Below are 13432 nucleotides of genomic sequence, written 5' to 3' on the forward strand. Positions count from 1 at the left end.
TTTCCAGCATGGCACGATCGGCGGTCATGGACACCGGCTGGTTCGCCCTGCGCACGTGGCAGGAGCCCGATTTCGACCCCGCTGACCTGGTACGGGCGAAAGCGGGCCGCACCGTGTCGGTGGTGCTGCCCGCCCTCGACGAGGAGAAGACGGTCGGCGAGGTGGTCGCGTCGGTGCGGCCGCTGGTCGGCACCCTCGTCGACGAGCTGGTGGTCGTCGACTCCGGCTCCACCGACGCGACGATCGAGGTCGCGGCGGCGGCAGGCGCGCGGGTGGTGCGCCGCGAGGACGTGCTGCCGGGCCTCGAACCGCTGCCCGGCAAGGGCGAGGTGCTGTGGCGGTCACTGGCGGCGACGACCGGTGACCTCGTCGTGTTCCTCGACTCCGACCTCGTCGACCCCGACCCCGGGTTCGTGCCCGCGCTGCTCGGCCCGCTGCTGCTGACCGAGGGCGTGCACCTGGTCAAGGGGTTCTACCGGCGGCCGCTGCGGGTCGAGTCCGCCGAGGCCGGGCACGGCGGCGGGCGGGTGACCGAGCTGCTCGCGCGCCCGGTGCTGTCCGCGCTGCGGCCCGCGTTGTCGGCGGTGGTCCAGCCGCTCGGCGGCGAGTACGCGGCCACGCGCGAGTTCCTCGAGTCGGTGCCGTTCGCGGCCGGGTACGGGGTGGAGATCGGGCTGCTGCTCGACGCCGAGGCCCGCTACGGGATGGCCGGGCTCGCGCAGGTCAATCTGGGTGTGCGCAAGCACCGGAACCGGTCGCTGCTGCAGCTGGGCGTCATGGCTCGGCAGATCCTCGGCACGGCGCTGGCCCGGTGCGGGGTCGGCGCGGGCGGCTCCGGGACGCTGACCCAGTTCGTGGCCGAGGCCGGGGCGTGGGTGCCGCTGGAGTCGGACGTCCTGGTCGCCGACCGGCCGCCGATGCGCGAGGTGCGCTCGGGGGACGAACCGCGCCCGGGTGTGTCACGATTCTGACGTGACGACCGCCCTGATCTACCTCGTGATCATGCTGCTCGTGGCGGCTGTGGTGTTCCTGCTGGCCGCCGTCGTGTTCGGCCGCGGCGAGGAGCTCGCCCCGCTGCCGCCGGGCAGCTCGCCGACGCGCCTGCCGGTGCGGGACATCACCGGCGAGGACGTGCAGAAGGTGCGCTTCCAGCTCGTGCTGCGCGGGTACAAGATGTCCGAAGTGGACTGGGTGGTGCGGCGGCTGGGCGCCGAGATCGACGAGCTCCGCGCCAGGGTGGCCGAGCTCGAGGCGGAACGGCAGACGTCGGGATGATCGACCTGGTCCTGTCCGTGGACGTGCACGCGAGCGCGGGCACGACGTGGCTCGCGCTGACCGACTGGGAGCGGCAGCACGAGTGGATGCTCGGCACGCACGTCGAGGTCGTCGAGGGCGACGGGCGCAGCGTCGGGTCGAAGCTGAGCGCGTTCACCGGGGTGCGCGGGGTCGGCGTCACCGACCCGATGGTGATCACCAGCTGGGAGCCGCCGGTGCGGTGCACGGTCCGGCACCTGGGCGGCGTCGTCAAGGGCACCGGCGCCTTCCACGTGCACGCGAAGGGCGCGCACCGCTCGACGTTCGTGTGGTCGGAGAGCCTGGTGCCGCCGCTGGGGCCCGCGGGGCAACTGGGCTGGCCGGTCGTGAAGCCCGCGTTCGTGATCGGGCTGCGGTACTCGTTGAAACGGTTCGCGAAGTTCGCGGAGAGCTATTCGGTGGGGCAGGTATGACGGAGTCGATCGGCACCGACGGGGTGTCGCGGTGCCCGTGGGGGAACTCGGCCCCGGACTACGCCGAGTACCACGACACGGAGTGGGGCGTGCCGCTGCGCGGGCAGGACGCGCTGTACGAGCGGCTGTGCCTGGAGGCGTTCCAGTCCGGGCTGTCGTGGATCACGATCCTGCGCAAGCGGGAGGGCTTCCGGAACGCGTTCGCCGGTTTCGTGCCGGAGAAGGTGGCCGAGTTCGGTGACGACGACGTCGAGCGCCTGATGGCGGACACGTCGATCGTGCGGAACCGGGCGAAGATCCTGGCCGCGATCACGAACGCCCGCGCGATCACCACGCTGGACCAGCCGCTGGACGACCTGCTGTGGTCGTTCGCGCCGACGGGGGAGCGGCCCCGCCCGCGCACGATGGCCGATGTTCCGGCGATCACGCCCGAGTCGACAGCGATGGCGAAGGCGCTGAAGAAGCGCGGGTTCGCGTTCGTCGGCCCCACGACGTGCTATGCGTTGATGCAGGCCACGGGCATGGTCGACGACCACCTCGTGACCTGCTTCCGCGCAAATTCATAGTTGGGCACCCTGCGTGGCGGTGCGGGTGGCGGAACCTCATGAATCCCCGCCCGCCGGCCCGACCACCACCCTGGTGGACGCGCTCCGCGCGGCAGTGCCGACCACCACGTCGGCGCTGTCCTCGCGAAGGGCCCCTCCCGCCAGCCCACCACCACCCTCAACCGACGCGCTCCACGCGGCTGAGCCGACTCCGAAACCGCGGCGGCGCCAGCTGCGTGTGTGGTGACAGCGGCTCCGCCGCGGAATGGCCCTACTTCCCCTGGAAGTCGGGCTTGCGCTTGGCGACGAAGGCCTCCACCGCCTCGCGGTGGTCGGCCGTCGAGCCGAGCACCGTCTGCGCCGCGTCCTCGGCGGCCAGCGCGTCCTCCAGCGAGCCCTCCGCGGCCACGGTCAGCACCTGCTTGATCTTCGCGTAGCTGACCGTCGGCCCGGCGGCGAGCTTCGCCGCGAGCGCCTGCGCCCGGCCTGCCAGCTCCTCGTCCGGCACGACCTCGGTGACCAGGCCCAGCGACAGCGCTTCCTCGGCGCCGACCGTGCGCGCGAGCAGCATCAGCTCGGCCGCCCGGCCGTAGCCGACCAGCCGCTGCAGCGTCCACGACGCGCCCGAGTCCGGGCCGAGCCCGACGTTGGCGAAGGCCATCAGGAAGTTCGCCGACGACGCGGCCACCCGCAGGTCGGCGGCGTAGGCGAAAGCCGCCCCGGCGCCGGCCGCGGGCCCGTTCACCGCGGCGATCACCGGCTTCGGCATCTCCACGATGGCCCGGACGATCGGGTTGTAGTGGTCCTGGACCGTCCGCAGCGGCGCCGGGTCGCCCGCCTGCAGCAGCCCGACGTGCTCCTTGAGGTCTTGGCCTGCGCAGAACGCCTTGCCCGCGCCGGTCAGCACGACCGCGCGCACCGCCGGGTCCGCCGAAGCCTCGCGCAACGCGGCCAGCAAGCGCTCCTTCAGCTCGAGGGTGAGCGAGTTGTAGGCCTTGGGGCGGTTCAACGTCACGGTGCGCACGCCGTCGGCGTCGGCGGTGAGCAGCACGTCCTCGGTGGTCACCGGAGGGCCTCCTGAAATCTCGGGTGAGGGGCGATACCAGCACCTAAGCAAACACGAAAAGATCGGTCCGCGTTCGCGCGCCCATCCTGATGAGGGAGAATGGGCCTGACCCGGTTGGCTTGAAGAGCGCGACCCGGGCGCGCCGGTTGATACGGAGGGAGCACGCTATGGCGGCCATGAAGCCCCGGACCGGAGATGGTCCCCTCGAGGTGACTAAGGAGGGGCGGGGCCTCGTGATGCGCGTTCCGCTCGAGGGCGGTGGGCGACTTGTCGTCGAGCTGTCGGCCGAAGAGGCCAAGGACCTGGGGGTTGCCCTGCAGGAGGCCACCAGCTGACCCGCTCCCGTTCCGTCGTCACCGGCTGACGTCACGCGCGGCCGCAGTCCCTTGAGTTCCAGGAGGTCGCCAGATGGCGCGGTTCCCCCTGCCGTCCGTTCCCACCCGGCTGATCGACGTCGAGGTCGCCGACGGCCGCCGTCGAGGCGCCGACCTGGCCGTCCTGGTCCCCGCTGGTGCGGACGCGCCGGTCGCCGGGGTCGAGCACGCCGGCAAGGCCGGTGAGGTCCGCCGGCTCCCCGGCGGGGACGTGCGCTGGCTGGTGGGGATCGGCGAGGGCGGGCCCGCGCACTGGCGCGCCGCGGGCGCGGCCCTCGCCAGGGAGGCCGCGGACGTCAAGGCGGTGCAGGTCGAACTGGGTGCCGACGTCACCGGCGAGCAGGTCGCGGAGCTGACCATGGGGGCGCTGCTCGGCGGGTACCGCTTCAAGGTCAGCGGGGACGCGGACCAGCCCGCGCTGCGCACCCTGCGCCTGGTCACGGCCGACGCCGGCCACCAGCGGGTCGTCGAGCGCGCGCGGGTGCTGGCAGGCGCGTCGGCGCTGGCCAGGGACCTGGCGAACACACCGTCCAACATCAAGAACCCGTCGTGGCTGGCCGAGACGGCCGCGCGCCTCGCCGACGAGGTGCCCGGTCTGAGCGCCACCGTCCGGGACGAGCAGTGGCTGGCGGCGCAGGGCTTCGGCGGGGTGCTCGCGGTCGGCGGTGGCTCGGCGAGCCCGCCGCGGCTGATCGAGCTCACCTACCGGCCGCGTGGCGCGGCCCGTCACCTGCTGCTGGTCGGCAAGGGCATCACGTTCGACACCGGTGGCCTGTCGATCAAACCGGCCGACGGCATGCACCTGATGCGCACCGACATGGCCGGCGGTGGCGCGGTCATCGCGGCCGCGCTGGCGATCGCCTCGCTGCGGCTGCCGGTGCGGGTCACGGCGCTCGTGCCGGCGGCGGAGAACCACGTGTCCGGCTCGTCGTACCGGCCGGGCGACGTGGTGCGGCACTACGGCGGGCGGACCACCGAGGTGTCCAACACCGACGCGGAGGGCCGCATGGTCCTGGCCGACGCGCTGGCCTACGGGATCCGCCGGTTCAGCCCGGACGCGGTGGTGGACGTGGCGACGCTGACCGGCGCGATGAAGGTCGCGCTCGGCCTGCGGACCGGTGGGCTCTTCGCCACGGACGACAAGCTGGCCGACGAGATCCGCGAGGCGGGCGCGAGCGTCGGGGAGGCGTGGTGGCGGATGCCGCTGCTGGACGCCCACGTCGACGCGGTGCGCGGCGAGCTCGCCGACGTGAAGCAGGCGCCGGGCGGGCCGGGCGGCATCACGGCGGCGCTGTTCCTGCGCGAGTTCACCGAGGGCCTGCCGTGGGCGCACCTGGACATCGCGGGCCCCGCCCGGGCCGAGAAGCCGTACGCGGAGGTCGTCCCGGGGGCGACGGGCTTCGCGGCGCGGACGCTGGTGGCGTTCGCGGAGTCGTTCGGCTCGGACCAGGCGTAGGTACGGGCGCCCCGGCTGTGGGGGCGCGAGGCGTGTCCGTCGTCAGGTGTAGCGCGTGCCGTTGGCGCGCACGTAGTCGCGGAAGGCGGACACCGCCGGGGTCGGCTCCTCGCCCGCTCGCCACGTCAGCCCGATCGTGCGGCTGACCCGCGGCGACAGCGGCACCTCCACCACCCCGGCCGGCGGCGCGGGCCCGAACCGCGGCAGCAGCGCCACCCCCAGCCCCGCGGCGACCAGGCCCCGCGCGGTGTCCGACTCCTGGCTCTCGAACGCGATCTTCGGCTCGAACCCCGCCGCCGCGCACAGGTCGTCGATGATCTGCCGCAGGCCGTAGCCGTGTTCGAGCGTCACGAACGGCTCGTCGGCCAGCTCCTCGACCCGGATGCGACGCCGCCGGGCCAGCGGGTGCGCCTCGGGCACCGACAGCAGCAGGTCCTGCTCCGACAACGCGTAGCTGTCCAGCGCCGAGGTGTCCGGCAGCGGAGCCACCAGCGCCAGGTCCAGCTCGCCGTCCGCCAGTCGGTCCAGCACGTGCTGCCGCGAGCCCTGGACCAGCGAAAACCGCACCCCGGGGTGGTCGGCGCGGAAGTCGCGCAGCAGCGAGGGGACCAGCCACCGGCCCAGCAGGTGCAGGAACCCGAGCACGACGTGGCCGCTGTCCGGCGAGATCTCCTCCCGCGTCTGCCGCACGCCCGTCTCGACGGCGGCGAGTGCGCGGGCGGCCGTCGCCGCGAGGATCTCGCCCGCGCGCGTGAGCCGGACGCCGCGGCCGTCCGGCCGGGTCAGCGGCGCGCCGACGACCTCGGACAACCCGGCCAGGCGGCGGCTCACCGTCGGCTGCGGAATGTCGAGCCGCTCCGCCGCGCGGGTGATGTTGCGTGTTTCACGCAGGGCCGCCAGCAGGGCCAGGCTGGGCGCCAGCTCCGCGGCCAGCCGCTGGTCAGAAGCTTCCGCCGGGCTTTCATGCGTCACGGTATGAATTGTGCCAGTGCCGCGCATTGGAAGTATTTTTTAGCGCGGCTTACTTTCGAGGCGTGTCAGTCGATGTGCTCGCTCCCGCCCGCCCGGCCACGCGGCGGGTGAAGCTCGCGGTCGCCGCCGCCGGGATTTCGTCGTTCGCCCTGCTCTACGCGCCGCAGCCGGTCCTGCCGCAGCTCGCCGCGCAGTACCAGCTCGACCCCGGTTCGGCGTCGCTGGCGGTGTCGGTGGCGACCGGGGCGCTGGCGATCGCGGTGCTGCCGATCGCGGCGCTGTCGGAGATCGTCGGGCGGCGGCCGATCATCGTCGCGTCGGTGACGTTGTCGGTCGTGCTCGGCCTGCTGATGCCGTTCGCGCCCTCGTATCCGGTGCTGCTCGCGTTGCGGGCCTTGCAGGGCATCGCGATCGCCGGGTTCCCCGGGGTGGCGTCGGCGTACCTGGTGGAGCAGCTCGGCAAGACCGGCGTGGCCGCGGCGGTCGGGGCGATGATCGCGGGCAACACGGTCGGCGGCATGGTCGGCAGGCTGTCCACGGGGTTCAGCGCGGAGGCGCTCGGCTGGCACGGCGCGCTCGCGGTGGTGGCGGGGGTGGCGCTGGTGTGCAGCGCGATCACGGTTTTGTCGTTGCCGGCGGGCGTGCGGCCGAGCGGTTCGGGGTTGCGGTTGCGGGACGTGCTGGCCGGAGTCGGGACCGCGTTGCGGCGGCCGGTGCTGCTGGTCCAGTACGGGGTGGCGCTGCTCGCGATGGGCGCCTTCGTGGCGATGTACAACGCGGCGGGGTTCCGGCTGACCGGGGAGCTCGGGTTGTCGCCGGCGGTCGCTTCGCTGGTGTTCCTGGCGTACGCGGTGGGCTCGGTGTCGTCGTCGAACGCGGGCAGGATGGTCGCCCGGTTCGGCCGTCCGGGCGCGGTGCTCGGCGGGCTGGCCGTGATGGCGGCCGGGATCCTGCTCACCCTGCCCGATTCGCTGCCGCTGGTGGTGCTCGGTTTCGTGGTGCTCACCGGTGGTTTCTTCGCCGCGCACGCGGTGGCCAACGGCTGGGCCGCGGCGGAGGCCCCGGAGGGGGCGCGGGGCCAGGCGTCCGGGATGTACACGCTGGCCTACTACCTGGGCAGCAGCGTCGGCGGCACGGTCGGGAGCGTGGTCTTCGGGCGGTTCGGCTGGAGCTGGCTGGTCGGGGCCGCGGTGGTGTGGCTGGCACTTGCAGGCGCCGCGGTGGCCGGCCTGCGGGCGAGCACCGCCCGGCGGGTGGTTCCCGCTTAGGGAGACCAGCGCGGCGGGGGTGGCGGCCCGGTGGACCGTTGGCGGTGGTCGGCCTGCGGGGGGCGCACCGCGTGGTGGATGGTTTCGGCTTAGGGCGGCCAGCGCGGCGGGGGGTGGTGGCCTGGGGGCGTTGGTGCTGGTCGCGGTGGTGCTGGGCTGCGGGCGCGCACCGCCCGGCGGGTGGTGCGGCTTAGGCAGACCAGCGCGGCGGGGGTGGCGGCCCGGTGGACCGTTGGCGGTGGTCGGTCTGCGGGGCGCACCGCGCGGCGGGCGGCTTAGGGCGAGCAGCGCGGCGGGGGTGGCGGCCCGGTGGACCGTTGGCGGTGGTCGCGGCCGCAGTGGTGTGGCGTCGGCCCGGGTGCCGGGCGCCGCCATGATCAGCCTCCAGGCAGCCGCTAACCGCCGGAAGAGCCCTCACCGTCGCGCTCAGCCCTCCAGCAGGAAGTACTCGTTGCCGAACGGGTCGGCGAACCACGTCGCCTTCGTGCCCCACGGCATGACCTGCGGTTGCCCCGCGAAGCGCACCCCGCGGGCGGACATCTCGGCGTGCGCGGCGGCCACGTCCGGCGTCATCATCGTGATCCCGGTGCCGCCCGGCACCATCTCCCGCGCGTGGACCTCCGGCTGCCCCAGCACGATCGACGTCACCGCGCCCGGCGGCGCCACGCTCAGGAACCGGTGCACCGCCCCGAACCGCAGGTCCTCCCGCTTCTCCCACCCCAGCGTGCCCACGTAGAAGCGCAGCGCCTCCTCCTGGTCGCCGACCAGGATCGTGGCCGAGTGCAGGTGCGTGATCACTCTCCGGACGCTACGGCGGCGCTCTCACCGGTGTCTTCTCCGTTCTTGCGCATCGGCCGAGGCGAGCGCCGGCAGGGCGATCAGCACCGGCGGCGACCAGTCCTGCCCCAGGTCCAGGTGCACGTCCCGGTGGTGCACCGGCGCCTCCGCCGACACCCGCACCGCGCGCGGGCACGCCCCGGCCACGGTGCGGCCCGGGATGAGCTGCGCCGCCGCGCCGCCGCGGCTGGGCAGCGCCGACGACATCACCCAGTACGTGCCCGCGGGGACACCGGTGAGCAGGAAATCACCCGGTTCGGCCAGCAGGGTGCCGCTGACCGGGAACCCGCGCGCGGCGCGCTTGGGGAACAGCCCGACGTACACGGCCGGGTCCGGCCCCAGCGCCACCTGCGCGGCCGGGCTCAGCCGGACCGTGCCCATCACCGTGCCGGCGCCCGCGCCCGGGGACGACGTCGGCCGCGGCGGCGAGTCGGTGAGCACGTCCGGCAGCCGCCGGAACTCGACGGGCGTGGTGCCGACCGCGGCGGTGAACCGGGAGGTGAACGTGCCGACCGCGGAGAAGCCCACCGCGTTGCAGATGTCGATGATCCGCTCGTCGGTCTGCAGGAGCAGTTGTTTGGTCCGCTCGAACCGGCGCGCGGTCAGGTACTGGCACGGCGGCATGCCCAGCTCCCGCGTGAACGTGCGGGCCAGGTGGAACGGGCTGTAGCCGACGTGGTCGGCGACGTCCCCCAGCCCCAACGGCTCCTCCGCGTGCGTGGTGATGAACCGGGCGGCGCTCAGGACTGCCTCGCGCATGACGACCCCCTCGTCGATCCGGACGTTTCCCGCGTGAGGAGATCCTGCACCAGGGGTACGACGATTTCGAGGGGCGTCACACCGCGCCAGCGCCCGGCGACACAGCGCTGACCAGCGATGATCACTGCACCGCGGCGACCAGCAACCCTCCGCCGACCGGCAGCAGCGCAGGCACCAGCCGCTCGTCCTCGCGGATCGCCCGCGCCAGTTCGCGCGCCGCGAGCACCCCGGGCTCCCGCCGCTCGCCGCGCGCCGCGTCGGTCACGCCGTGGAACGCGATCACCCCGCCGGGCCGCAGCAGCTGGACGCCGTGCTCGTAGTAGCGCGGGTACTCGGCGCGCGCCGCGTCCACGAAGACCAGGTCGTAGCCGCCGCTGGTGAGGCGCGGCAGCACGTCCAGCGCCCGGCCCATGATCAGCCGGGTGCGGCCGGGCGGGTACCCGGCCTCGCGGAAGGTGCGGCGCGCGGCCTGGTGGTGCTCCGGCTCGATGTCGATCGAGGTGAGGACCCCGTCCGGGGCCATCCCGCGCAGCAGGTAGAGCCCGCTGACCCCGATGCCGGTGCCGATCTCGACCACCGCGCGGGCCCGCAGGCTCGTCGCCAGGAAGCACAGCGCCGCGCCGGTCGCGGGTCCGAGTGCCGCGCAGCCCAGCTCCGCCGAGCGCGCCCGTGCGGTGAGCAGCGCGGCGTCCGCCGGGTGATCGGGCAGGTAGCCCTCGGCGTGGTCGCCGCCACTCGCCGCGAGCGTCTCGGAGGTCACGCGGCAAAGGTTAGCGCTGGTCGTCGCCAAACCCGTGGAAGACGTGCACACTTCTCTCAGGCGGCTCTCAGTCTCGTCTCACTACCCACATAAGGAGAGGGGCCAAGCTGGGTCTCAACGGGTGCCAGGGGTTCCCGGGAACACAGTGCGGATGGCCCGCGTTGGACAGATCAGTTGGGAGAACAGCCTGATGGAGGTGCCGTCCCCCACGATGCAGAACAGCCTGGAGAACGAGCAGGTCGAGGGCCGCCCGGTCACCGTCGACGAGTCCGCGTGGACTCCGCCGTCGTGGGACGAGGTCGTCCGCGAGCACGGCGACCGCGTCTACCGGCTGGCGTACCGGTTGACCGGCAACACCCACGACGCCGAGGACCTCACCCAGGAGACGTTCATCCGGGTGTTCCGCTCGCTGGCCTCGTACAAGCCGGGCACCTTCGAGGGCTGGCTGCACCGCATCACCACGAACCTGTTCCTGGACATGGCGCGCCGCCGCTCGCGGGTGCGCATGGAGGGGCTGCCCGAGGACACCGACAGAATCGTCGGTGACGACCCGAGCCCCGAGCAGGTCTACAGCGACACGCACCTGGACCCGGACCTGCAGGCCGCGCTCGACGAGCTGCCGCCGGAGTTCCGCGCCGCCGTGGTGCTGTGCGACGTCGAAGGACTTTCCTACGAGGAGATCGGTGCGACGCTCGGCGTGAAGCTGGGCACCGTGCGCAGCCGGATCCACCGCGGCCGGCAGGCGTTGCGTGCCTCGCTCGAACGGCGCCGGGCGGCCAAGGAGGAATCCGTGGGGGTTTCCGCATGAGCGAACTGCGAGGCTGGGGCCTGCCCGAGTCTCACCTGCTTCCCGACGCCGTCGTCGCCTTCGTGGACGGCGAGATGAGCCTGGGCGCCCACGAGCGTGCCGCGTCGCACATCGCCCGGTGCCCGATCTGCGCGGCCGAGGTGACGTCGCAGCGCCAGGTGCGCGCGGCGGTCCGGCGCGCGGAAGCCCCGTCGATGCCCGCCAGCCTGCTGGCGAGCCTGCGCAACATCCCGCAGGACACCGACCTGCCGACCAGTCCCGACAACCTCGCCGTCACCGAGGACGGCCAGCTGGTCGCCATCCAGCGGCCCGACCGCGTCGCCGGTCTCCGGTCGTCCCCTTTTGGTTCGTCGGCGCCGCTCGGGTCGAGCGCGCCCCTCGGTAGTGGTTCCGCCGTACTGGGCGGGCAGCGTCATCCCTCGGTGCGGCGCCGTGTCGCGCAGGGCGCCGGGGTGGCCGTGTCCGGCCTGGTCCTGAGCGCGCTCGCGCTCGTCGTGACCTCGGCGACCGGCGGCGACCCGACGCAGGCCAACCCGGAGCCGGGCCAGGCGCCCGCGCCCGGCGTGCTGCGTGCCCAGCTCGGTGGCGAGCCGAGCGCGCCCGCCACCACCACGACCACCACGACTCCCGCTCCCGCGGCCGGTCGCTGACGCGCCCTTCACCGTCCGCGGGGGAGAATCGGTGGCGTAGGGTCGCGCCGACAGCACGACGAGCCATCCACCCGGGGAACGATGAGTCAGCCGAACCCACCACAGGACAGCGCAGGCGCGGAACCGCGGCTGGCGCCCCGCCCGCTGGACCGGCCGCCGGTGGATCCCACGGAAGCCGGCGCGTTCGGCCGCCCGCACGGCGTGGACGGCGCCTTCGACAAGCTCTACACCCCCGGCACGCGCAACGGCGACAAGATCGTCGCCGCGCCGCCCGCGCCGGAGTCGCTGGCCGAGGCGTTCGGCCGTCCGCCCGGCGCGGAGGACGTGCAGCTCCAGCGCCCCGCCGGGGACAACGGCAGGCAGCCGGGCGGTGATCCGGAGCCGCCGCTGTGGTCCCGCATGACCGACCCGTGGCGTGACCCGGGTTCGGCCGCGGTGCTGTCCCGCCCGGCGCTCGATCCCGACGACGAAGACGACGAGGACGCGGACCGTCCGCGCAGCGCTCAGCTGTCGTTGCCCGAACTGCTGTTCGGCCGCCGCGTGAAGCCGGTCGCGCTGGGGCTGCTCGGGGTGGTGTGCCTGCTCATCGGCGCCGTCGGCGGCCTGATCGGCTGGTGGCTCGGCGGCGCGGGCGACTCGCTGACCGGGTCGGCGACCATTTCCGAGGCCGAGGCGGGCAAGGAACGCGCGCCCGGTTCGATCGCCGACATCGCGCAGCGCGTGGCGCCCGCGGTCATTTCGATCGAGGTCAAGTCCGGTCAGTCCGGCAGCGTGGGCTCCGGGGTGATGATCGACCCGCAGGGCTACGCGATCACCAACAACCACGTCATCTCGCTGGCCACCAGCGATCCGCAGGCGAAGATCACCGCGGTGTTCACGGACGGCACCCGCACCGAGGCGCGGGTCGTCGGGACGGATCCGAAGACCGACCTGGCCGTGATCAAGGTGGCGGTGTCGAACCCGACGGTGCTGCAGATCGGCGACCCGGCCGGCCTCGAACCGGGCGATTCGGTGATCGCTGTGGGCTCGCCACTGGGCCTGGAGAACACGGTGACCTCCGGCATCGTGAGCGCGCTGCACCGGCCGGTCACCGCGGCCGGGGAGAACGGCGAGCCGCCGGTCACGTACGACGCGATCCAGACCGACGCGCCCATCAACCGCGGCAACTCGGGTGGCGCGCTGGTCGACTCGACGGGCGCCCTGGTCGGCATCAACTCGTCGATCCGCACGGACGGCGGTGCGGACGGTTCGGGCGGCAGCATCGGCATCGGGTTCGCCATCCCGGCCGACGACGCGATCAAGATCGCCCGCACGCTCATCAGCAGCGGCCAGGTCAAGCACGCCGACATCGGGGTGAACGCGGCGTCGGTCGCGGCGGAGACGTCGGAGGGCGCGCAGGTGCTGAACGTCGCCGACGGCGGTCCGGCAGCGCGGGCGGGCATCGCGGAGGGCGACGTCATCACGAAGCTCGGCGACCGCCTGGTCCGCAATGCGGCGGAGCTGACGGTGGCGGTGCGGCAGCACGAGATCGGCGAGACGGTGCCGGTGCAGCTGGTCCGGCAGGGGCGGACGTTGATGGTCGACGTGACGCTGGGCTCGGACTGACCGCCGGATGGACGAGACGTGAACTCCGCGCGCGGGATCCGAACCGGCCGGTTGGCGGGGTAATCTGAGGTAGCTGGAGCCGTGTGAGGCGGAGGTTCGCGAATGTTCGAAAGCGTTGGCTGGGGCGAGATCCTCGTCCTGATCGTCGCGGGCCTGTTCATCCTCGGCCCGGAGCGCCTTCCCGAGGCGGCGGCCTGGCTGGGCCGGAGCGTGCGGAAGGTGCGCGACTTCGCGTCCGGCGCCAGGCAGCAGCTCAAGGAGGAGATGGGCTCGGACTTCGAGCAGTTCCAGAAGCCGCTGGAGGACCTGCGGCAGCTGCGGAACTTCGACCCGCGCCGGGCGGTCACCCAGCACCTCTTCGACGGCGACCCGGACCCGCTCGGGATCAACGGCCTGTCCGGTGGCAGCGTGAAGCCGAACGGCTACCCCGCCACGACGACCACCCCGGCCGCGAAACCGGACCCGGAACCACTCAAACCGGGCGAAAAGCCCCCCACAGACCCAGACGCCACCTGAGAAGAAGGGCCGCCCCAGTAGGGGGTGGCTCTTTTTTTCTGGCACAACCGCCGCCCGGCAACGCAACTGCACCGACCACGCACCAGACC

16 protein-coding genes are annotated in these 13432 nt (G+C 73.4%); 11 read left to right on the forward strand and 5 right to left on the reverse strand.

What is annotated here, in order from left to right; genetic code table 11:
• Positions 1–26 precede the first annotated feature (26 nt).
• The 4 genes from ACCP09_RS35160 to ACCP09_RS35175 are packed head-to-tail and all read left to right on the forward strand — an operon-like array spanning position 27 to position 2293.
• A complete protein-coding gene (locus ACCP09_RS35160) occupies positions 27–971 on the forward strand; it encodes a glucosyl-3-phosphoglycerate synthase (RefSeq protein ID WP_433753144.1) in 945 nt (314 codons plus the stop codon).
• 1 nt (position 972) lies between these two features.
• Positions 973–1275, forward strand: coding sequence for a DivIVA domain-containing protein (locus tag ACCP09_RS35165; RefSeq protein WP_017986902.1), 303 nt, complete (start codon positions 973–975; stop codon positions 1273–1275).
• Entirely contained in the window at positions 1272–1727 is a 456-nt protein-coding gene (locus ACCP09_RS35170; RefSeq protein ID WP_027932405.1) for an SRPBCC family protein, read from the forward strand. The genes ACCP09_RS35165 and ACCP09_RS35170 overlap by 4 nt, the downstream gene beginning before the upstream one ends.
• Positions 1724–2293 carry a DNA-3-methyladenine glycosylase I gene (locus tag ACCP09_RS35175; RefSeq protein WP_433753126.1) on the forward strand — a complete coding sequence of 190 codons (570 nt, stop codon included), beginning with the start codon at positions 1724–1726 and terminating at the stop codon, positions 2291–2293. The genes ACCP09_RS35170 and ACCP09_RS35175 overlap by 4 nt, the downstream gene beginning before the upstream one ends.
• 250 nt (positions 2294–2543) lie before the next feature.
• Here ACCP09_RS35175 and ACCP09_RS35180 read toward each other — a convergent pair whose 3' ends face one another.
• Positions 2544–3338: an enoyl-CoA hydratase-related protein gene (locus tag ACCP09_RS35180; RefSeq protein WP_433753128.1), complete on the reverse strand. Its 795-nt coding sequence runs from the start codon at positions 3336–3338 to the stop codon at positions 2544–2546.
• Between the two features lie 167 nt (positions 3339–3505).
• Here ACCP09_RS35180 and ACCP09_RS35185 point away from each other — a divergent pair, with 167 nt between their 5' ends.
• Both ACCP09_RS35185 and ACCP09_RS35190 read left to right on the forward strand, forming a co-directional pair.
• Positions 3506–3673 (forward strand): DUF3117 domain-containing protein, encoded by a 168-nt coding sequence (locus ACCP09_RS35185; protein WP_081617745.1) that lies wholly within the window; start codon positions 3506–3508, stop codon positions 3671–3673.
• A gap of 73 nt (positions 3674–3746) precedes the next feature.
• A complete protein-coding gene (locus ACCP09_RS35190; RefSeq protein ID WP_433753131.1) occupies positions 3747–5168 on the forward strand; it encodes a leucyl aminopeptidase family protein in 1422 nt (473 codons plus the stop codon).
• Positions 5169–5210: 42 nt separating this feature from the next.
• On the opposite strand, the gene ACCP09_RS35195 is transcribed toward ACCP09_RS35190, so the two are convergent.
• Positions 5211–6140: a LysR family transcriptional regulator gene (locus ACCP09_RS35195; RefSeq protein ID WP_433753133.1), complete on the reverse strand. Its 930-nt coding sequence runs from the start codon at positions 6138–6140 to the stop codon at positions 5211–5213.
• Positions 6141–6247: 107 nt separating this feature from the next.
• Here ACCP09_RS35195 and ACCP09_RS35200 point away from each other — a divergent pair, with 107 nt between their 5' ends.
• Complete coding sequence (locus ACCP09_RS35200) at positions 6248–7408, forward strand: MFS transporter (RefSeq protein WP_433753146.1); 1161 nt, start codon at positions 6248–6250, stop codon at positions 7406–7408.
• A gap of 426 nt (positions 7409–7834) precedes the next feature.
• Here ACCP09_RS35200 and ACCP09_RS35205 read toward each other — a convergent pair whose 3' ends face one another.
• The 3 genes from ACCP09_RS35205 to ACCP09_RS35215 form a co-directional block, all read right to left on the reverse strand.
• Positions 7835–8206, reverse strand: coding sequence for a VOC family protein (locus tag ACCP09_RS35205; protein WP_433753135.1), 372 nt, complete (start codon positions 8204–8206; stop codon positions 7835–7837).
• A 24-nt stretch (positions 8207–8230) separates the two neighbouring features.
• Complete coding sequence (locus tag ACCP09_RS35210) at positions 8231–9004, reverse strand: helix-turn-helix transcriptional regulator (protein WP_378365880.1); 774 nt, start codon at positions 9002–9004, stop codon at positions 8231–8233.
• 121 nt (positions 9005–9125) lie between these two features.
• Positions 9126–9764, reverse strand: coding sequence for an O-methyltransferase (locus tag ACCP09_RS35215; protein ID WP_017986912.1), 639 nt, complete (start codon positions 9762–9764; stop codon positions 9126–9128).
• 190 nt (positions 9765–9954) lie between these two features.
• On the opposite strand from ACCP09_RS35215, the gene sigE reads away from it, so the two are divergent.
• The 4 genes from sigE to tatB all read left to right on the forward strand — a co-directional run bounded on the left by sigE (position 9955) and on the right by tatB (position 13343).
• Positions 9955–10572, forward strand: coding sequence for an RNA polymerase sigma factor SigE (gene sigE, locus ACCP09_RS35220; RefSeq protein WP_017986913.1), 618 nt, complete (start codon positions 9955–9957; stop codon positions 10570–10572).
• Positions 10569–11222, forward strand: coding sequence for an anti-sigma factor family protein (locus tag ACCP09_RS35225; RefSeq protein ID WP_123683841.1), 654 nt, complete (start codon positions 10569–10571; stop codon positions 11220–11222). The genes sigE and ACCP09_RS35225 overlap by 4 nt, the downstream gene beginning before the upstream one ends.
• Positions 11223–11303: 81 nt before the next feature.
• Positions 11304–12827, forward strand: a complete 1524-nt coding sequence (locus ACCP09_RS35230; RefSeq protein WP_027932396.1) for a S1C family serine protease — start codon at positions 11304–11306, stop codon at positions 12825–12827.
• Between the two features lie 102 nt (positions 12828–12929).
• Entirely contained in the window at positions 12930–13343 is a 414-nt protein-coding gene (tatB, locus tag ACCP09_RS35235) for a Sec-independent protein translocase protein TatB (RefSeq protein WP_433753139.1), read from the forward strand.
• The last annotated feature ends 89 nt before the right edge of the window (positions 13344–13432 follow it).

This window comes from Amycolatopsis sp. 3B14 (assembly GCF_050958625.1).
GTDB lineage: Bacteria > Actinomycetota > Actinomycetes > Mycobacteriales > Pseudonocardiaceae > Amycolatopsis_E > Amycolatopsis_E thermoflava.